Origin of the sequence: Cupriavidus sp. UYPR2.512, from assembly GCF_000379565.1 — a bacterium.
Lineage (GTDB): Bacteria > Pseudomonadota > Gammaproteobacteria > Burkholderiales > Burkholderiaceae > Cupriavidus.
Window position 1 is genome coordinate 102,404 of sequence record NZ_KB903162.1, and the last position, 18,792, is coordinate 121,195.

Annotated in this window: 15 protein-coding genes; 11 read left to right on the forward strand and 4 right to left on the reverse strand. The window is 67.1% G+C overall.

The annotated features are described in order from the left end of the window. Positions 1-138 precede the first annotated feature (138 nt). The gene (locus tag A3A5_RS0128430) at positions 139-2,535 is read right to left on the reverse strand and encodes a carbohydrate-binding protein (protein ID WP_018313860.1); all 2,397 of its coding nucleotides are present in this window, start codon (positions 2,533-2,535) and stop codon (positions 139-141) included. A 347-nt stretch (positions 2,536-2,882) separates the two neighbouring features. On the opposite strand from A3A5_RS0128430, the gene A3A5_RS0128435 reads away from it, so the two are divergent. Next, the gene (locus A3A5_RS0128435; RefSeq protein ID WP_018313861.1) at positions 2,883-4,031 is read left to right on the forward strand and encodes a metallophosphoesterase; all 1,149 of its coding nucleotides are present in this window, start codon (positions 2,883-2,885) and stop codon (positions 4,029-4,031) included. Positions 4,032-4,433: 402 nt separating this feature from the next. Here A3A5_RS0128435 and ettA read toward each other — a convergent pair whose 3' ends face one another. Then, entirely contained in the window at positions 4,434-6,101 is a 1,668-nt protein-coding gene (ettA, locus tag A3A5_RS0128445; protein ID WP_018313863.1) for an energy-dependent translational throttle protein EttA, read from the reverse strand. Between the two features lie 137 nt (positions 6,102-6,238). On the opposite strand from ettA, the gene A3A5_RS0128450 reads away from it, so the two are divergent. Both A3A5_RS0128450 and A3A5_RS0128455 read left to right on the forward strand, forming a co-directional pair. Further along, positions 6,239-6,460 (forward strand): hypothetical protein, encoded by a 222-nt coding sequence (locus A3A5_RS0128450; protein WP_018313864.1) that lies wholly within the window; start codon positions 6,239-6,241, stop codon positions 6,458-6,460. A 49-nt stretch (positions 6,461-6,509) separates the two neighbouring features. Further along, positions 6,510-7,043, forward strand: coding sequence for a M48 family metallopeptidase (locus tag A3A5_RS0128455; protein ID WP_018313865.1), 534 nt, complete (start codon positions 6,510-6,512; stop codon positions 7,041-7,043). On the opposite strand, the gene A3A5_RS0128460 is transcribed toward A3A5_RS0128455, so the two are convergent. Further along, a complete protein-coding gene (locus A3A5_RS0128460) occupies positions 7,028-7,924 on the reverse strand; it encodes an endo alpha-1,4 polygalactosaminidase (RefSeq protein WP_018313866.1) in 897 nt (298 codons plus the stop codon). The genes A3A5_RS0128455 and A3A5_RS0128460 overlap by 16 nt on opposite strands. 415 nt (positions 7,925-8,339) lie before the next feature. On the opposite strand from A3A5_RS0128460, the gene A3A5_RS0128465 reads away from it, so the two are divergent. The 4 genes from A3A5_RS0128465 (at position 8,340) to A3A5_RS0128480 (ending at position 13,370) form a co-directional block, all read left to right on the forward strand. Beyond that, on the forward strand, positions 8,340-9,242 hold the full coding sequence (locus A3A5_RS0128465; RefSeq protein ID WP_018313867.1) for an amidohydrolase family protein: 903 nt from the start codon (positions 8,340-8,342) through the stop codon (positions 9,240-9,242). 46 nt (positions 9,243-9,288) lie between these two features. Further along, positions 9,289-10,203 (forward strand): amidohydrolase family protein, encoded by a 915-nt coding sequence (locus A3A5_RS0128470; RefSeq protein WP_018313868.1) that lies wholly within the window; start codon positions 9,289-9,291, stop codon positions 10,201-10,203. A gap of 101 nt (positions 10,204-10,304) precedes the next feature. Next, complete coding sequence (locus tag A3A5_RS0128475; protein ID WP_018313869.1) at positions 10,305-11,747, forward strand: UbiD family decarboxylase; 1,443 nt, start codon at positions 10,305-10,307, stop codon at positions 11,745-11,747. Positions 11,748-11,978: 231 nt separating this feature from the next. Continuing rightward, on the forward strand, positions 11,979-13,370 hold the full coding sequence (locus A3A5_RS0128480; RefSeq protein ID WP_018313870.1) for a nucleobase:cation symporter-2 family protein: 1,392 nt from the start codon (positions 11,979-11,981) through the stop codon (positions 13,368-13,370). A 5-nt stretch (positions 13,371-13,375) separates the two neighbouring features. On the opposite strand, the gene A3A5_RS0128485 is transcribed toward A3A5_RS0128480, so the two are convergent. Continuing rightward, positions 13,376-14,281 (reverse strand): LysR family transcriptional regulator, encoded by a 906-nt coding sequence (locus A3A5_RS0128485; protein ID WP_018313871.1) that lies wholly within the window; start codon positions 14,279-14,281, stop codon positions 13,376-13,378. Positions 14,282-14,495: 214 nt separating this feature from the next. Here A3A5_RS0128485 and A3A5_RS0128490 point away from each other — a divergent pair, with 214 nt between their 5' ends. The 4 genes from A3A5_RS0128490 to A3A5_RS0128505 are packed head-to-tail and all read left to right on the forward strand — an operon-like array spanning position 14,496 to position 18,743. Beyond that, a complete protein-coding gene (locus A3A5_RS0128490) occupies positions 14,496-15,368 on the forward strand; it encodes a xanthine dehydrogenase family protein subunit M (RefSeq protein WP_018313872.1) in 873 nt (290 codons plus the stop codon). Next, positions 15,356-15,862 carry a (2Fe-2S)-binding protein gene (locus A3A5_RS0128495; RefSeq protein WP_018313873.1) on the forward strand — a complete coding sequence of 169 codons (507 nt, stop codon included), beginning with the start codon at positions 15,356-15,358 and terminating at the stop codon, positions 15,860-15,862. Before A3A5_RS0128490 ends, A3A5_RS0128495 begins: the two co-directional genes overlap by 13 nt. Beyond that, positions 15,862-18,150 carry a molybdopterin cofactor-binding domain-containing protein gene (locus A3A5_RS0128500; RefSeq protein WP_018313874.1) on the forward strand — a complete coding sequence of 763 codons (2,289 nt, stop codon included), beginning with the start codon at positions 15,862-15,864 and terminating at the stop codon, positions 18,148-18,150. The genes A3A5_RS0128495 and A3A5_RS0128500 overlap by 1 nt, the downstream gene beginning before the upstream one ends. Further along, entirely contained in the window at positions 18,147-18,743 is a 597-nt protein-coding gene (locus tag A3A5_RS0128505; protein WP_018313875.1) for a UbiX family flavin prenyltransferase, read from the forward strand. The genes A3A5_RS0128500 and A3A5_RS0128505 overlap by 4 nt, the downstream gene beginning before the upstream one ends. Positions 18,744-18,792 lie beyond the last annotated feature (49 nt).

The window sequence follows — 18,792 nt, forward strand, 5'->3', positions numbered from 1 at the left end:
ACGCCGGGGGGCTGGCAACGTTCCGTCGCGCCGTACCAGCGGCCGCGCTCGCGTCTTCTCCGGCAGGGTAAGGCCCGGCTCGGCAAGCGCCAATTCAATTCTTTTGTGGGCGTCTTTACTGCTTTCGAGTGCACCGTGTCAGCGGCGGAACCCGCCATGGAACCCGCCGCCGCGCAAACCCCCGGCACGGCCACCAAAGCCGCCGCCGAAGCCGCGCCCCTGCCACTGCTGGGCCGTGCCCTGGAAGCGCTGCTGGCCGGTTTCGCGCGCCTGGCGCTGCTGCTCCAGCCTGGCGGTCGTGTCGTTGTTGGGCTGCGCCGGCTCCCAACCACTGGCGGTGTGCTTCTGCCAGCCGTTGTCGGTGTGCTGGTACACCGAGCCGTCGTGGCCGGCATACACGTTGCCGTTGTTCCACACCACCGCATTGTTCTTGTCCGGATTGGCGACAAAGCCACGGCTGCCGGCGGTGTGCTGGCCGGTCTGCGTATTGCCGGCAATGCCCGCCTCGGCCGCGCCGACGCGGCCGGTCTGCGCGTTGTAGCCCGCCGCCTGGCGGCCGGCGGCATAGTTGCCGGTGTAGGTGTTGCCGGCCACGCCGCCGCGCGCCGCGGCCTCGCGCCCGGTCGACGGATTGGCGAACGAGCCCTGGCGGCCCGCCGCATAGTTGCCGGAATAGGGATTGAACGCCGCACCGCGGCTGCCCTGGTAGCGCGCCCCGGTGGCCGGGTTGTAGCCGGCGCCGGCGGTGCCGCGCCATTCGGTGCCGGTCCAGGCATTCCAGCCCTGGGCGTGGGTCACGGTGCCCTGGCCCCAGCGTCCGTAGAAATTGGCCTGGTTCACGTTGACGTAGTTCCAGTTGTACGCGCCGCCCCACCAATAAGGGCCCCAGTACGGCGACGCCGCCCCCCAGAACGCGCCGGCGGCGAAGCCGAAGGCAAAGCCCTCGGCCATGCCGATGCCAAAGCCGGCGCCATAGCCATAGGTGGCCGGGTAGCCGTAGTAGACCGCACCCACATAGGGCGGATAGACATAGCCGGTGCCGTACACGACCGTGCCGTCGGCGCTGACCACCACGCCCATATAGCCGGGGGTATAGCCCACCACCACCGTCTCCGGCGTGACCGAGTAGATGCGCACGTAGGTCACGTAGTACACCGGCGAAGTCGGCGGGATGGTGTAGATCGCCGACGGCACCTCGGTGGCCACATGCCACGGACCGGACGGTGCCGGCGCGGTGAACCAGACGCCGTTGGCGACCGCGTAGTAGTGGCTGCTGTCCACCTCGATCACCGGCGTGCCGCTGTTGACCGCGTAGCTGAGCGAAGTGCCGGTGATCGGCGTGAAGCGCGGCGCGCCGTCATACGCCACCGTCACGCTGGCCTTGCTGCGCGACACCGTGGCGGTCTGCGGGATGGTCGCGGCGATCTCGGCGTCGCGTGCCTGCGGCGTGCCAGGCACCGACACCAGCACATTGGCCTTGGGGTCGGTGGCCGGGATCTTGGCGAAGTCCGCCGGCAGCTGGCTGCCGGGCACGTACTCCCACGGTCCGGTCAGCATCGGCGCGCGAAACCAGCGGCCCGAGACCAGCACGTAATACTGGTTGGCGGCCGGATCGACAAAGACCGCGTGGTCGGCGTTGGACATCGTCAGCAGGCTGACACCGCTGACCGGCGTCATCTGTGGCGCACCGCTGGTAATGACCAGCTCGGTCGGCTGCGTGGCAAAGAGGATCGCCGGCGCCTTGGCCGGCCGCTTGCCGTCGGCCGGCAGCATCGTATCGGGCTTCATGCCGCCCGCCGCCTTGGTGGCAGCGCTCTCCAGCGCCTTGGGCACGGTCGTCATCACTTCCCAGGCGCCGCCGGCCGATTCGGAGCGATACCAGTAGCCGGCCGCCTTCAGGTGCAGCTCGCCGCCGGATTCGCGCAGCAGCAGCGCGCGGCTGTTCATCGCCCGTTCGTACTGCGTGCCCGGCACGGCGCGCCAGGACGGCTCGCCGTCGACCGGCACCAGCAGCGTCGGCGTGGTGGCAAAAAGGATCTGGGGCGCGTCATTGCGCACCGCCACGCGGCCAGCCCTGGCCAGTTGCTGCGATACCGCGTAGCTGGCCTGCAGCTGGTCCAGCGGCACCGTCAGCCCGTTGGCCGGCAGGCGCGACACCAGGGCCTGGCGCACCCGGTCAGCGGCGTCGGGCCGGGTCGGGACTTCGACGCTTTCCACCGTGATCCGGGTCAGCTGCACCAGCCCGGAGGGCTTGTCGATATCGCCGGTGGCCGAGAAATGCACCACGCCGTAGGTCGGCGAACCCGACTTCTCGCCCACCGCCACCGCCGCGCGCCCGGACAGCCGGTTGCCGTCCCAGGTCTCGATCTGGGGCTGGTACAGCTCCACATGATCGGTGGCGGCGTCAAAATTGCGCGGCCAGCTCAGGGCAGCCGCGGTTGGCCTGGACGGCGTGGCGGCCTGCGGGCTGACTGGGGCGAGTGCAAGCCAGGCCGCGGCGATCAGGGCGCTGGTCTGCTTCAGGCGAAAAGACATCAGTTTCTCCGGGAGAAAGCCGCCTGCGCCGGCGGGCCGGCACCGCGGGCACGATGCTGCACAACAGGCGGCCCATCCCGCGAATCTAAATTAGGCCGCAAAGGCGAACAATCTGATTCGAAAACATTCAGGATCTGCCAGAAAAAAGACAGATCAGCCGGGGGCATGAAGCATGCGTGGCATCGACCTCGTGGCGGCGGGCCGCCATGTCAAGCCGCAATGCGCCATTGCGACGCGCCCAGGCGAGGCGGGTGTGCATCTTGCTTGGCCTGACGCCACCGCCCCGCCCCCTTGAAGGCGGCACGCCCCGGCCTCATCTTCCAAGACTCCACCCTGCCCCCGCCCCCATGCCTCCACGCACCACCATCCTGACCGCCGCCCTCCTGACAGCCCTGCTGCACGGCTATATCGGGCTGCGCCTGCTGCCGGCGATGCCGGTGCCGATGGCGGTCAAGGCATTGGCCGTCGCCTGGCTGGCCCTCTCCTGCGCCCTGCTGCCGGCCGGGCTGCTGGCGCGGCGCATCAGCCAGCCGTGGTCGGACCTGGTTTCCTGGATCGGCATGCTGGCGATGGGATTCTTCTCATCCCTGCTGGTGCTGACGCTGGTACGCGACGTGGCGCTGGCGGCGGCCTGGCTGGCCGGGCAACTGCTGGGCTGGCAGGCGCCCGGCCTGTCCGCGGGCAGTGCCGTGGCGGTGCCGCTGCTGGCGCTGCTGGTCACGCTGGCGGGCTATCTCAATGCCCGCCGGCTGGCGCGCGTGGTCGAAGTCGACGTGCCCGTGCCCGGCCTGCCTGACGCCCTGCACGGTTTCACCATCGCCCAGATCAGCGACATCCATGTCGGGCCCACCATCAAGCGGCCCTACCTCGACCGCATCGTCGACCGCGTCAACAGCCTGCAGGCCGACGCCGTCGCCATCACCGGCGACCTGGTCGACGGCACCGTGCGCGAGCTGTCCGCCCACACCGGGCCGCTGGCCCGGCTGCAGGCGCGCCATGGTACCTACTTCGTCACCGGCAACCATGAGTACTACTCTGGCGCGGACCCGTGGATCATTGAGCTGCGCCGCCTGGGCGTGCGCGTGCTGATGAACGAACACGTGGTGCTGCAGCACGACGGCGGCGCGCTGGTGCTGGCCGGCGTGACCGACTACTCCGCCGGCCGCTTCCACGAAAGCCACCGCAGCGACCCGCACCGCGCCATCGCCGGCGCCCCGGCACACGCCGGCGCGCGCGTGCTGCTGGCCCACCAGCCACGCACGGCCTCCGCCGCGGCGGAGGCCGGTTTCGACCTGCAGTTGTCCGGCCATACCCACGGCGGCCAGTTCTGGCCGTGGAACCTGTTCGTGCCGATGCAGCAGCCCTACACCGCCGGACTGGTGCGGCATGGTTCGCTGTGGGTTTATATCAGCCGTGGCACCGGGTATTGGGGGCCGCCGAAGCGGTTCGGGGCGCCGTCGGAGATTACGCGGGTGAGGTTGGTGAAAGCGGGCTAGGAAATTGCCGTGGAAGGCCGAAGAAAGGCCGCAGGCATGGCGCAGCAAAAAGCCCCGCTCATTTTGAGTCGGGGCTTTTGATTTTTGCGCGGATACTCACCGCAGGCGGCGCTCGGGGCGTATGGGTCTTACTTGCCCTTCAGGTTCATCGAGCTGAATGCCTTTCGAGCCAAGTCAGAGATGCGTTTCTTGTTCCGCCTTAGCTCGGCGATTTTGGATTTCGTCAACGTACGGAAACCGATGAGGTAACCCGCTTCATGTTTGCTCCCCTCTCCCGCTTGCGGGAGAGGGGCAGGGGGAGAGGGCCGGCGCTTGGCAAGCATCGTTGCGCCTAACTTCGTGGAGACTCCTGCCCTCTACTTCGTCAGCAGCGTCGCCTGGCCAACCTCACTCAGCAGCCAATCACCGCGCAATCGGCTTATACCGAATCCGCTTGGGCTTGGCCCCTTCCTCACCCAGCCGGCGCTTCTTGTCCGCCTCGTACTCCTGGTAGTTGCCCGGGAAGAACTCCACATGCGAGTCGCCCTCGAACGCCAGGATGTGGGTAGCAATCCGGTCCAGGAACCAGCGATCGTGGGAGATCACCATCACGCAGCCCGCGAACTCAAGCAGCGCGTCTTCCAGCGCCCGCAGCGTTTCCACGTCGAGGTCGTTGGACGGTTCGTCCAGCAGCAGCACATTGCCGCCGGCGATCAGGGTCTTGGCCATGTGCAGGCGGCCGCGTTCACCGCCCGAGAGCGTGCCGACCTGCTTCTGCTGGTCGCCGCCCTTGAAGTTGAAGCGGCCGATATAGGCGCGCGACGGCGTTTCGTACCGGCCCACCGTCAGGATGTCGGAGCCGCCCGAGATCTCTTCGAACACGGTCTTGGTGCCGTCCAGCGCGTCGCGGCTCTGGTCGACGAAGGCCATCTTCACGGTCGGCCCGATCTTGATCTCGCCGCTGTCTGGCTGTTCCTTGCCCGTCAGCATCTTGAAGAAGGTCGACTTGCCGGCGCCGTTGGGGCCGATGATGCCGACGATCGCGCCCGGCGGCACCTTGAAGCTGAGGTTGTCGATCAGCAGGCGGTCGCCATAGCCCTTGCTCACGCCGTCGAACTCGATCACTTCGTTGCCCAGGCGCTCACCCACGGGGATGAAGATTTCCTGGGTTTCGTTGCGCTTCTGGTAGTCCTGGCTGTTGAGCTCGTCAAAGCGGGCCAGACGCGCCTTGGACTTGGCCTGGCGGCCCTTGGGGTTCTGGCGCACCCACTCCAGTTCCTTGTGCAGCGCCTTCTGGCGGGCCGACTCGCTGGCCTCTTCCTGCTTCAGGCGCGCTTCCTTCTGGTCCAGCCACGAGCTGTAGTTGCCCTTCCAGGGGATACCCTGGCCGCGGTCCAGTTCCAGGATCCACTCGGCGGCGTTGTCCAGGAAGTAGCGGTCGTGGGTCACGGCCACCACGGTGCCCGGGAAGCGCGTCAGGAATTGCTCCAGCCATTCCACCGACTCCGCGTCCAGGTGGTTGGTCGGCTCATCCAGCAGCAGCATGTCGGGGCGCGACAGCAGCAGGCGGCACAGCGCCACTCGGCGCTTTTCACCGCCGGAAAGATGCTCGATCTTGGCGTCCCACGGCGGCAGGCGCAGCGCGTCGGCGGCGATTTCCAGCTGCAGCTCGACGTTGTTGCCGTCGCTGGCGGCCAGGATGGCTTCGTACTTGGCCTGGTCGGCGGCCAGCGCGTCGAAGTCGGCGTCCGGCTCGGCATAGGCCGCGTAGATCTCGTCGAGCTTCTTGCGCGCTTCGAACACGCCACCCAGGGCCTCTTCCACCGACTCGCGCACGGTCTGCTCGGGGTTGAGCTGCGGTTCCTGCGGCAGGTAGCCGATGTTCAGGTTCGGCATCGGCGTGGCTTCGCCCTCGATTTCCTTGTCGAGGCCGGCCATGATCTTGAGTACCGTGGACTTGCCCGAGCCGTTCAGGCCGAGCACGCCGATCTTGGCGCCGGGGAAGAACGACAGCGAGATGTCCTTCAGGATGTGACGCTTGGGCGGGACGATCTTGCCCACGCGGTTCATGGTGAAAACGTACTGTGCCATGGGTGCGTGTTGGAGGGTTGTTCGGGAATGGCGGGAGTGTATCAGGCAGGCGCGGCGCGCTGAGGCGCTCCTGCTCGATTCCGCCCTGGCCGGTACAATGACAGGTTCGATTTTTGCCGATTTCCCGAGCCATCGCCATGAGCAGACCCGCCCTGACCCTGAAGTTCAAGTGCAAGAAGTGCACCAAACCCGTCACGCTGTACCTGCAGAAGACGTCGGCCTGCTCGCACATCACCCCATACCAGGGCTTCTGCAAGTGCGGCGAGATGATGCGCCACGCCACCGGCGACAAGGACGCGGTCGAGTCCTTCGTCAACTCGCTGGACAACAGCTGGATGCACCACCATCACCACCACTGAGCAGGCCACTGCCGTGAGTGAAACCTGGCGCCCCGCCGGCAAGGACCCGATGCGCTTCCTGGGCGGCTACCCGCCCGGCGTGCTGGAGCAGGTGCGCGAGCTGATCGCCGCCGGCCGGCTCGGGGACCATCTCGCCCGGCGCTACCCCGGGCGCCATACCGTGCAGACCGACCGCGCGCTGTACGAATACACCACGGACATCAAGCAGGAATACCTGCGCAGCGCGCCGCCGCTGCACAAGGTCGGCTTCGATGCGCGCCTCGATTCAGCCCAGCGTGCGCTGGGCCTGCACACCGCGATCTCGCGCGTGCAGGGCGGCAAGCTCAAGGCCAAGAAGGAAATCCGCGTGGCCTCGCTGTTCAAGGAAGCGCCGCCGGAATTCCTGCGCATGATCGTCGTGCATGAGCTCGCCCACCTGAAGCAGAGCGATCACGACAAGGCCTTCTACCGGCTCTGCGAACACATGGAGCCGCGCTACCACCAGCTGGAATTCGACACCCGCCTGTGGCTGGCGTGGCGCGAACTGGACAAGGCGGGGACGGCGGCCGCCCCCGCCCCGGCAATTACTCAGTCGCAGGCGTAGCGCGAGCTGCCGTCCAGGTTGGCCGGCATCACCAGCGTGCGCAGGTTCGCTGCCCTGGCCGCGGCACACAGCGCATTGCGCTGGGACACGGTCTTGTACCTCGACTTGTACTCGATGTTGAAGACCGCCTTGCCCTGGCCGGTGAACGCCGAATAGGCGCCGCACTCCTGGTACTGGAAACACTGCTCGTTGACGGCGAAATCAAAGTCCGCCGCCAGCTGCCCGACCTGGTCGATATCGTTTTTCAGGCCGATGGCAAGGCCGCGCGCATGCGCCTCGGTCGCCAGGAAGCGGTTGTAGTCCAGCTGCGTGTCGGCCGTCAGCGGCAGACCCGTGCTGTTGGTATAGCCGTCGACATTGTCCGCATCCACGCCATCGCAGCGCTTGGACACGGCCAGGTCCATGCGCGCCTGCATGATCCGGCGCACGTTGGCCGAGCGCGTATCCACCCAGCGCTCGCCGGCCCAGCCCGACAGCGGGCTGCCCAGATCGCTCGCGGTGAACTGGCTGTAGTCCGGACGCCAGTCTTCCGCGCTGCCGGCCGAGAAATAGCAGACCACGCGCTGGCCCTTGGCGTGCAGCGCGTCGATGGTGGCCTGCGGCGTGTCGAACAGGTCGAAGTCGTACATCACGACCGGGTAGCTGGTATTGAGCTTGCCGGTGAGCTGGATCTGCCAGGTGTCGGTGATCGCGGGCATCCAGCGCGTGGTTGTGCTGGTGACGGTGGTAGCCGTGGTGCCGTACTTTGTGGCTTCCATTGCCGTTGCTGCGGCCGGCGACGCCATCTCCGTCTCGCCCCCATCCCCGCCGCAGCCGCCCAGCGCCATTGACAACGCAACAGACAGCATGGCCCCCGCCATCACCGCATAGTTGCCGTGCATGTTTCCCCCCTTCCCCGTGATAAACCCCGTTCAAAGCCATCGGCCCGAGTTCTCCCTGCCCCGCGCCGGCGGACCTGCCACCGCGGTTAATGCAATGTAGCGGATTCGTACCATGGTTGGAATGCACGTGCGCCCGCTGTTCGTGCGGCGCAACACATGATGCGCTTGACGCAACGCTCAGGCGCTATGTATAAAGAGCGCGTGGGTAGAAGCGGTCGATTGGACAGCAGCGGTGCAATGCCGCGAGGTTCAACTGGAGATTGCTCACTGACGGAGTGGTTCGTCGGTGGCGCAGTGGTCCTACAGCTCCCCTGACAAAGACTCCCGATAGCAGCATGCAAGGCCGGCCCCGCGGCGTTGTTCGCGCATGCCCGCCGCATGCGTGTCCAACCTAGTCATTGTTAGGGGATCTCCCATGATCATCGACACCAGCTGTTATCCGACCAACCTGGTGGACCTGGCCTGGCGCCACGACGGCGACCCGTTCACCGGCGAGCGCCTGATCCGGATGATGGACGGCCCGTTCACCATCAACGGCAAGCCGCGCCGCATCGACAAAGCCTTTATCCAGCCTCCGCAGGGCAACACCATCTACACCTACACCGACGGCGTGAAGTCGGGCAGCGAGTCCATCGACGCGTACATGGCCTACACCGCGGAGATGGTGAAGAAGTACCCGGAACGCTTTATCGGCTGCTTCGTCTACAACCCGCGCTGCGGGGTGGAGAACGGCGTCAACGCCATGGAACACTACGTCAGGAAGCTGGGCTTCAAGATGGTCCAGTTCCAGGCCAACATGCATGCCTACCGCCCGGACCGCGCCCTCGACTGGCTGCGCCCGGCGCTGCAGAAGTGCGCCGAGCTGGGCGTGCTGGTCAAGCTGCATACCGGCGACGGCCCCTACAGCATCCCGACCGAATGGGTGCCGATGATGAAGGAGTTCCCTACGGTGAACTTCATCATGGCCCACTTCGGCGTGCAGACCGGCGGCGTGTATTGCTTCGAGCCGTTCCAGATGGCCATGGACATGCCCAACGTGTATTGCGAATCGGGCTGGTGCCTGCAGTCGCGCATCGTCGAGTTCGCCAAGGTGTTGCCGAAGCACAAGATCCTGTTCGGTTCCGACACCCCGCCCAACGAGCCCGGCATGTGGCTGCGCCTGCTGGAAGTGCTGTGCTTCGAGCCGCCCCAGGGCCTGAACCTGGATGAAGACACGCTGGAGAACTACCTCGGCAACAACGTCGCCCGGATGATCGGCCTGGAGCCGACCCCGGTCCCGCGCACGCTCGAAGAAGCGAAAGCGCGCCTGGCCGCGTAAGGCCAGCGCCCGCGCGCCAACGACAACGGACTCCGGAGCACACAACATGATTATCGATACCCATCTGCACCCGACCAATCTCGTCGACGAAGCCTGGCGCCACACCGGCGAGCCCTTCAACGGCGAGCGCATGCTCAAGATGATGGACGGCCCCTACATGATCAACGGCAAGCCGCGCCGCATCGACATGGGCTTTATCCAGCCGCCGCCGGGCAACACCGGCTACCGCGACGGCAACCGCCGCGGGCGCGAAGGCATCCGCGACTACATGGCCTATATCGCGGAGCTCTGCCAGAAGTACCCCGACCGCTTCATTGGCAACTTCACCTTCAACCCGCGCTGGGGCCCGGAAGAAGGCGCGCAGGAGCTGGAATTCCACGTCAAGGAGTACGGCTTCAAGATGCTGAAGCTGCATGCCAACATGCACGGCTACCGCCCCGACCGTGCGCTCGACTGGCTGCGCCCGGCGATGAAGGTCTGCGCCAAGTACAACGTGGTGGTGCTGATCCACACCGGCGACGGCCCGTACACGATCCCGACGATGTTCTACCCGATCATCCGCGAATTCCCCATGGTCAATTTCATCATCGGGCATTTCGGCATCCAGACCGGCGGCAACTACTCGTTCGAGGCGTTCTGGATGGCGATGGACACGCCCAACGTGTACTGCGAATCGGGCTGGTGCTTCCAGTCGCGCATCGTCGAGTTCGCGCGCCAGCTGCCGCGCGACAAGATCGTGTTCGGCACCGACACCCCGCCCAACGAGCCCGGCATGTGGCTGCGCGAGCTGGAGATGCTGTGCGGCCCCGCGCCGCAGGGCATGGACCTGGATGAGGACGGGCTGGAGGACTACATGGGCAACAACATCGCCCGGCTGGTCGGCATCGAGACCACGGCGCCGCCAAAGACGCAGGAAGAAGCGCTGGCGCGGCTGAAGGATACCTACGCCAGCACCCGCTAGCCGGTAGCAGTTCGGCAGGCAGGCACGGCACGGCGGCCGGGCGCATTTCCGGCCGCCGGGGCAGCCTTCGCCCTGGCCAACCCTGACCACAGGAGCCGATCATGAACTCACCTTCAGCGCCCTTTGCCTCGACGGCGGCGGCGCCCCAGCCTTTCCACGACACCTCGCAGGACTTCCACCAGTTCCTGGCCGCCTACCGCGAGGCCTTTCCCGAAGACGTACTGCATATCCGCGAGCCGGTCGGCGCCGACCAGGACCCGACCGCGCTGGTCTGGGCGCTGGCCGCGCAGGGCCGCCACCCGGCGCTGTTGTTCGACCATGTCGAAGGCCTGGGCACGTCGCTGGCGACCAATCTCTTTGCCTCGCGCGAGCGCGTCGGCCGCATGCTGGGCGGCGTGCCGCCCGCCGGCATCCATGCCGAATACCAGGCCCGCAGCCGCCGCATGGTGGCGCCGCGCGTGCTGGATAGCGGCGCCGTCACCGGCCAGGTCGAAACGCAACACATCGACCTGCGCACGATTCCGGCGATCAAGCATTTCGCCACGGACCGCGGCCCCTACATCACCAACGCGATCCTGATCGCGGAGGATCCCGACAGCGGCATCGGCAATGCCAGCTACCACCGCTCGATGCTGCATTCGCCCACCGAGATCGCCACCAGCCTGCATTCGCGCGGGCACCTGTGGCGCATGCAGCAGCGCGCCGCCGAACTGGGCCGGCCGCTGCCGGTGGCAATGGTCATCGGCGCGCACCCGTTGTTCATGCTGGCCGGCGCCGCGCGGCTGCCGTTCGGCGTGGACGAGCGCCATGTGGCCGGCGGCCTGTTCGGCGCGCCGCTGGAAGTGGTACGCACGCCGCGCCACGGCATCCTGGTGCCGGCGCATGCCGAGATCGTGCTTGAAGGCGTGATCGATCCCGAGGCGCGGGTCGAGGAAGGCCCGTTCGGCGAATTCACCGGCTACTCGTCGGACCGCTCGACCAATAACCTGCTGCGCGTGGAAAGCGTGATGCGCCGCGCGGACGCGTGGCTGGTCGACGTGGTCGGCGGCAACTCGGCCGAGCACCTGAACCTGGGCCGCATCCCACGCGAATCCGAGATGGTGGAGAAACTCAGGGAGCGCTTCCCCGGCGTCACCGCGGTGCACTACCCCAGTTCCGGCACACACTTCCACGCCTACGTGGCGCTGCGCCAGAGCCGCCCCGGCGAGGCGCGCCAGGTAATGCTGGGCCTGCTTGGCTGGGACCCGTACCTGAAGACGGTGGTGGCGGTGGATGAGGACGTCGACATCACCCGCGACGAGGAAGTGCTGTGGGCGATGGCCACGCACCTGCAACCGCACCTGGACGTGGTGGTGGTCGACGGCCTGCCTGGCAGCGCGCTCGACCCCTCGGCATCGGGCGTGGGCACCACCTCACGCATGGGGCTGGACGCCACGCGCGGGCCTGCCTTCGACGGTATGCGTGCGCGCATCGACCCTGCCGCGATGGAGCGCGCCGCTGCACTTCTGGCGCGGCTCGATTGTGCGGGCTCCCGCGTGCCGTAAGGGATAACCCGCTGAAAACCGCGGATTCATCGTCTTACCCGATCGATAAATCCGCCACGAACGTTGTACCTTCCCGCAGCCGCTGTCATGCTGGATCTGTAAGACAGGACAGGCGCGGGCATCGCACGAGAGGATGGCAATGACCATCCCGGACAGGAAACTGCCGGCGACGACCTTGGCGACACGTGAGCGCAATGCGCGACCGGCGTGATACCGACCAAAGGAGACAGCATGAACCCCACCCTGCCTACGCAAGGGAATGCCCCCGTGCATCCCGTCGACGAGGTCCTGCCCCCGCCCCGCCTGCTGGCCCTGGGCCTGCAGCACGTGCTGGTGATGTACGCCGGCGCCATTGCCGTGCCGATGATCATCGGCGGCGCCCTCAAGCTGCCCAAGGACCAGGTGGCCTTCCTGATCGCCGCCGATCTGTTCTGCTGCGGCCTGGTGACGATGATCCAGAGCATCGGCATCTGGAAGGTCGGCATCCGCCTGCCGGTGATGATGGGCGTCACCTTCACCGCGATCGCGCCGATCATCGCCACCGGCTCCAATCCGTCGCTGGGCCTGCCGGCCGTGTTCGGCGCGGTGATGGTGGCGGGGATCTTCACCTACTTTGCCGCGCCCTATGTCGGCAAGATGGTGCGCTGGTTCCCGCCGGTGGTGACCGGCACCGTGGTGCTGGTGATCGGCATCTCGCTGATGCGCGTGGGCATCAACTGGGCGGCGGGCGGCAACCCCACCCTCAACACGGCGGCCGGTCCCGTGCCCAATCCCAACTTCGGCCTGCCGGTAAACATCGCCATCGCCACCGCGGTGCTGTGCACGGTGCTGGCGCTGGTGGCCTTTGCCCGGGGTTTCCTGTGCAACGTGGCGGTGCTGATCGGCATTGCTGTCGGTTTCGTGATCGCGCTGTCGCTGGGCAAGGTCAACTTCGACGGCCTGCATAACGCGCACTGGGTGGAGCTCATCACGCCCTTCCACTTCGGCTGGCCCACCTTCGACGCCATGACCGCGCTCACGCTGTGCGTGGTGATGATCGTGATCATGATCGAGGGCGTGGGCCAGTTCCTGGCGCTGGGCGAGATCGTGGGCCGCCCGGTGGGCTGCGACGACCTTGCGCGCGGCCTGCGCGCCGACGGCGTGGGGGCGCTGGTGGGCGCGGTGTTCAACACCTTCACCTATACCTCGTACGCGCAGAACGTGGGGCTGGTGCAGGTCACCGGCGTGCGCAGCCGCTGGGTCTGCGCCACCGCCGGCGGCATCCTGATCGTGCTGGGCTGCCTGCCCAAGCTGGCCTTCTTTGCAGCATCGATCCCGCAATATGTGCTGGGCGGCGCGGCGCTGGTGATGTTCGGCATGGTGGCCGCCACGGGCGTGCGCATCCTCGGCCATGTGGACTTTGTCGAGAACAAGAAGAACGCCTATATCGTCGCCGTCAGCGTGGCGCTGGGCATGATCCCGCTGGTGTCGGACAAGTTCTTCGCGCAGATGCCGGAGCTGCTGGCCAAGTTCTGCCAGAACGGCATCCTGCTCGGCACGCTGACCGCGGTGCTGCTGAACCTGCTGTTCAACGCCCGCTCGCCGGTCCCCGAGGCCCACGGGCTGGCGAAGGAGCCGGCATGACATAGTCAGCCGGTGTCGGCCAGCTTGGCGCGGTAACGCATCAGCAGGTCGCGGAAAGCCTGGGCCGGCGGCGACAGCGACCGGTCCGCGTGCACCAGCAGCGAGATCTCGCGGTGGATCACCGGATCGGTCGGCATCACCGTGGCCAGCCCCAGCGCGGCAGTCAGCCGCGTGACCGCCGCGCTCATCACCGCGATGCCCAGCCCGGCATCCACCATGCCCACCATGGTCAGCGGCAGGAACACCTCGTGCACTCGCTGCAACGCAATGCCGCGCGCGGCCAGCGCGGTGTCCAGGCAATCGCGGATCGGGTTGCCCTTGTGCGGGCCGATCACGGGCAGGCCGGCCACGTCTTCCCAGCGCAGCGTCTTGCGCCGGCGCAGCGGATGGTGAGCCGGCATCACGATCACGAAGGGATCGGACATCAGCCGGTGCGCGCTCAGGTCGGGCTGGCCCTCGGGGATGGTGCCGATGCCGAAGTCCACCTCGCCCGAGCTGACCATCTTGGTCACCTCATGCTCTGACACATCGTGCAGTTCCACCTTCACGCCGGGATGGCTCACGCAGAACTCGCGGATCACGCGCGGCAGCATCAGCGCCGCCTGGATCGACGACGCCGAGATCGACACGCGCCCGCGCCCCAGCGTGCGCAGCTCGCTGGAATTCTCGATCACGCTGTCGATGTCGGCCACCGCCTTTTTCACCAGCGGCAGCAGCTCTGCGCCCGCCTGCGTGATGTGCAGCTGGCGCGTGTGGCGGTCGAACAGCTTCAGGCCGAGGTTGCCTTCCAGCTCGTGGATCAGCGCGCTGACCGACGACTGCGACAGGTCCAGCTTCTCGGCCGCGCGGGTGAAGTGGCGCTCCTGCGCCACGGCGATGAACGCGCGCAGCTGGCGCAGCGACACGTTCATGTTGCTGAGGTTGGGCACGTTGTCTACCTCCGGATATCGGGGTGCGCGCTTGCTTTGCCTGGGTCCGGCCGGCGCGTCTGATTCAGAGGGTAACACGATCAATTAATCCATTTCCGGGTCTTTACCGATGAAGACCGTCCGCCCATGATGATTGCAACGGTGCGCGCCCCACAGCCCAGGCAGACGCCGCCGATGGCACAGACCAGGAGGAGCAATGAGAGCGTTTGAATACTTCGAACCGGCAACGCTGGCAGAAGCCTCGGCCATGCTGCACCGGTGCGGCGGCAAGGCCAGCGTGCTGGCCGGCGGCACGGACCTGCTGGTGCAGATCAAGGAGTCCGTGCGCAAGCCCGAGCAGGTGATCAACATCAAGAAGATCCCGGGCATGGACGTGCTCACGTTCGACCCCGTCAATGGCCTGCGCATCGGCGCGCTGGTGACCACGCGCGCGGTGGAGACCTCGGGCTTCGTGCAGCGCCACTACGCCAGCCTGGCGAAAGCCGTGACGGACTTCGCGTCGATCCAGGTGCGCCATCGCGCCACCGTGGTGGGCAACGTCTGCCGCGCGTCGCCGTCCGCCGATTCGATCGCGCCGCTGGTGGCGGATGGCGCCTCGGTGCACCTGTACGGCCTCTCCGGCTCACGCGAGCTGCGCGTGGAGGACTTTGTCACCGGCGTCGGCAAGACCGCCATCGCGCCGGACGAGATCGTCACCCGCATCACCGTGCCGGCTCCGCGCCCCCGCACCGGCAAGGTCTACCTCAAGCATGGCCGCCGCGTGCAGATGGAACTGGCCACCGTCGGCGTGGCGGTATCGCTGACGGTCGATAGCGGCCACTGCGCCGACGTGGGCATCGTGCTGGCAGCGGTCGGCCCCACCCCGGTTCGTGCCGTGCGTGCCGAGCAGATGCTGCGCGGCCAGCGCGTGACCGACGCGCTGATCCTGCAGGCCGCGCATGCCGCCATGGGTGAGGCACGTCCCATCAGCGACGTGCGCGCCAGCGAAGCATACCGCCGGCAAATGGTCAGCGTGCTGACCCGCCGCGCTCTCGAACAAGCCCTGGAGGCCGCGACATGCGAAAAATAATCGAACTCGTCATCAACGGCGAGCCGCGCGAACTGGCGGTGGAACCGCACGGCACGCTGCTCGACGCCCTGCGCAACGACGCCGGCCTGACCGGCACCAAGAAGGGCTGCGACGTGGGCGAGTGCGGCTCCTGCACCGTCATCATCGATGGCCAGCCGATGAACTCGTGCCTGGTGCTGGCACCCGAGGCGCACGGCTGCCACATCACCACCATCGAAGGCGTGCAGCCCGCCCCCGACACCGTGCACCCGATCCAGGAGCAGTTCATGCAGTGCGGCGCCGCGCAGTGCGGCTTCTGCACGCCGGGCTTCGTGGTGATGGCCAAGGCGCTGCTGGATGAGAACCCGCACCCCACGCGCGACGAAATCCGCTTTGCCATTGCCGGCAATATCTGCCGCTGCACCGGCTACACCAAGATCATCGAGGCCATCGAGAAGACCGCCGAGGCCATGGACCCCGCGGGCTGCAAGGTCCGCGCCAGCGAGGAGGCATGATGACCCACGCCGTGATCGGACACAGCGTCAAGCGCACCGACCTGCTCGACAAGGTCACCGGCAACGCCAGATACGTCGCCGACATGCCCTTCCCCGGCCTGCTGTTCGGCAAGATGAAGCGTTGCAACGTCGCACATGCGAGGATCCGCGGCATCGACACCTCGCGTGCGCTGGCATTGCCGGGCGTCAAGGCCGTGCTGACCCATGAGAACGTGCCGCGCGTGCTGCACGCCGGCTCGCCGCACCCGCGCTCCGCCTCGGTGACCTGCGACCAGTACATCCTGGACGACAAGGTGCGCTACTGGGGCGAAGGCGTGGCCGCGGTGGCCGCCATCAGCGAAGAGATCGCCGAGCGCGCGGTGGAACTGATCGAAGTCGAATACGAAACGCTGCCCGCCGTCTTCACCACCGAGGACGCCGAGCGCTCCGATGCCCCGCGCATTCACGACCGCGAACCCGGCGGCAACCTGGTGCTGCCGCCGGTGATCATCAAGCGCGGGGACGTAGAGGCCGGCTTTGCCGAGGCGGACTTCATCCTCGAAGGCCTCTACGAAGGCGGCCGCCCCACCCCCGCCTATATGGAGCCCAACGTCTGCACCACCAGCTGGGACGGCAACGGCAACCTGACGGTGTGGATCTCCACCCAGACCGCCTTCATGGTGCGCGGCATCATGGCCGAGGTGCTGGGCCTGCCGCTGCACAAGGTGCGCGTGCTGGTCGACCACATGGGCGGCGGCTTCGGCGCCAAGCAGGACCTGTTCCAGCAGGAGTTCCTGTGCGCGCTGCTGGCGCGCGAGACGCGCCGCCCGGTGCGCATGGAATACACGCGCGAGGAAACCTTCCTCGGCGGCCGCACGCGCCATCCGGCCAGGATCTGGCTCAGGCAAGGCTTTCGCAACGACGGCACCATCACCGCGCGCCAGGCCAAAGTGGTGTTCAACTCCGGCGCCTATGGCTCGCACGGCCCCGGCGTGACCAACGTCGGCACCGCCGCCATGGTCTCGCTGTACCGCTGCGACAACGTGCTGCTCGAAGGCCGCTGCGTCTACACCAACAGCCCGATCGCCGGCGCGTTTCGCGGCTATGGCGTGGTGCAGACCTACTACGCGCTCGACGTGCAGATGGACGAGGCCGCCGCGCACCTCGGCATCGATCCCGCCGAACTGAAGCTGAAGAATGCCGTGCGCGAAGGCGATATTGCACCGTCCAACCATCCGCTGATCGGGCACGGCCTGGAGGCCTGCATCGAGAAGGGCATGGAGCTGGTCGACTGGCCCGCGCTGCGCCAGCGCCCGCGCGCTACCAGCGGCCCGCTCCGCACCGGCTGGGGCCTGGGCTGCGAGATGCACGGCAGCAGTGCCTATCCCGGCATCAAGGAACAAGGCAACGCCATCATCAAGATGAATGAGGATGGGACAGTGGTTCTGCTGACCGGCGCGGCCGGGCTGGGTACCGGCGCGCATACCGCCCTCGCGCAGATCGTTGCAGAGGAACTGTCCCTGCCGTTTGAAGCGGTATCAGTCGTGCACGGCGACACCGACGTCGTTCCCTGGGACATTGGCGCCTTTGCCAGCCACACCACCTATATGGTCGGCAAGGCCGCGCAGATGGCGGCAGGCGAGATCAAGCGCCAGTTGTTCGAGCGCGCCGCGAAGCTGATGGAGTGCGAGACCGAAGCGCTGACGCTGACGGCCGGCGTGATTGCCGTGCGCGACCGCGACGGCCCCACGCTGACCGTGCGCGAGGCGGTGATGCCGCGCAAGGGCATTCCCGCCGCGCAGCTGGTGGGCACCGCCACCTATCACCCGACCAAGTCGTATTCATTCGCCGCGCATTTTGTCGAGGTGGCGGTCGATACCGAAACCGGATTCATCACCGTGCAGCAGGTGGTGCCGGTGCATGACGTCGGCAAAGTCATCCACCCGGTGGCTGCCGCCGGTCAGATCGAGGGCGGCATCCAGCAAGGCATCGGCCATACGCTGTATGAGGATTACCAGATCGATATGCGCACCGGCCGCTCGCTCAACGCCAACTTCGTCGACTACAAGATGCCGCTGGCGATGGACATGCCGGAGATCCGCACCGTGATCCTCGAAGCGGCACCGGACCCCGGCGGCCCGTTCGGCGCCAAGGGCGTGGGCGAAGACCCGATCGTCGCGATCGGGCCGGCGATTGCCAATGCGGTGTTCGACGCCATCGGCGTGCGCTTCCGGCACTACCCGATCAAGCCGGAGCAAGTGCTGCAGGCACTGGCGGAGAAGGCCGCAAAGGAAGGCGCCAACCCATGACCCGCAAGCAACGCCTGGTGGTCGCCATCACCGGCGCCAGCGGCGCGGTGTACGGCGTGCGCGTCCTGCAAGCCCTTTCGGCGCTGGGCGGCTGGGAGACCCACCTGGTCTGCTCGCCGTCCGGCCTGCTGACCGCGCACCATGAGCTGGGCCTGCAGCGCCCGCAGATCGAAACCATGGCCGACGTGGTGCACAACGTGCGCGATATCGGCGCCACCATCGCCAGCGGCTCGTTCCGCTGTGATGGCATGGTGGTGGCGCCGTGCTCGATGCGCACGCTGGCCGCCATCGCCACCGGGCTTGCCGACAACCTCGTCACCCGCGCGGCCGACGTGATGCTCAAGGAGCGGCGCCGGCTGGTGCTGCTGGCGCGCGAGACGCCGTTCCATTTGGTGCACCTGCGCAACATGACCACGGTGACCGAGATGGGCGCCATCGTGCTGCCGCCGGTGCCGGCGTTCTACGCGCATCCGCAGTCAGTGGACGACATCGTCAACCACACCGTGGGACGCGTGCTGGACCTGTTCGACGTGCCGCACGACGGGCTGGTGGAACGCTGGAAAGGCTTGCGGCCCAACGTGGCCACCGCTTGAGAAGAAGACTTTCGCCTCGCGACAGCGGGGAACGCAGTACCCAATCCGG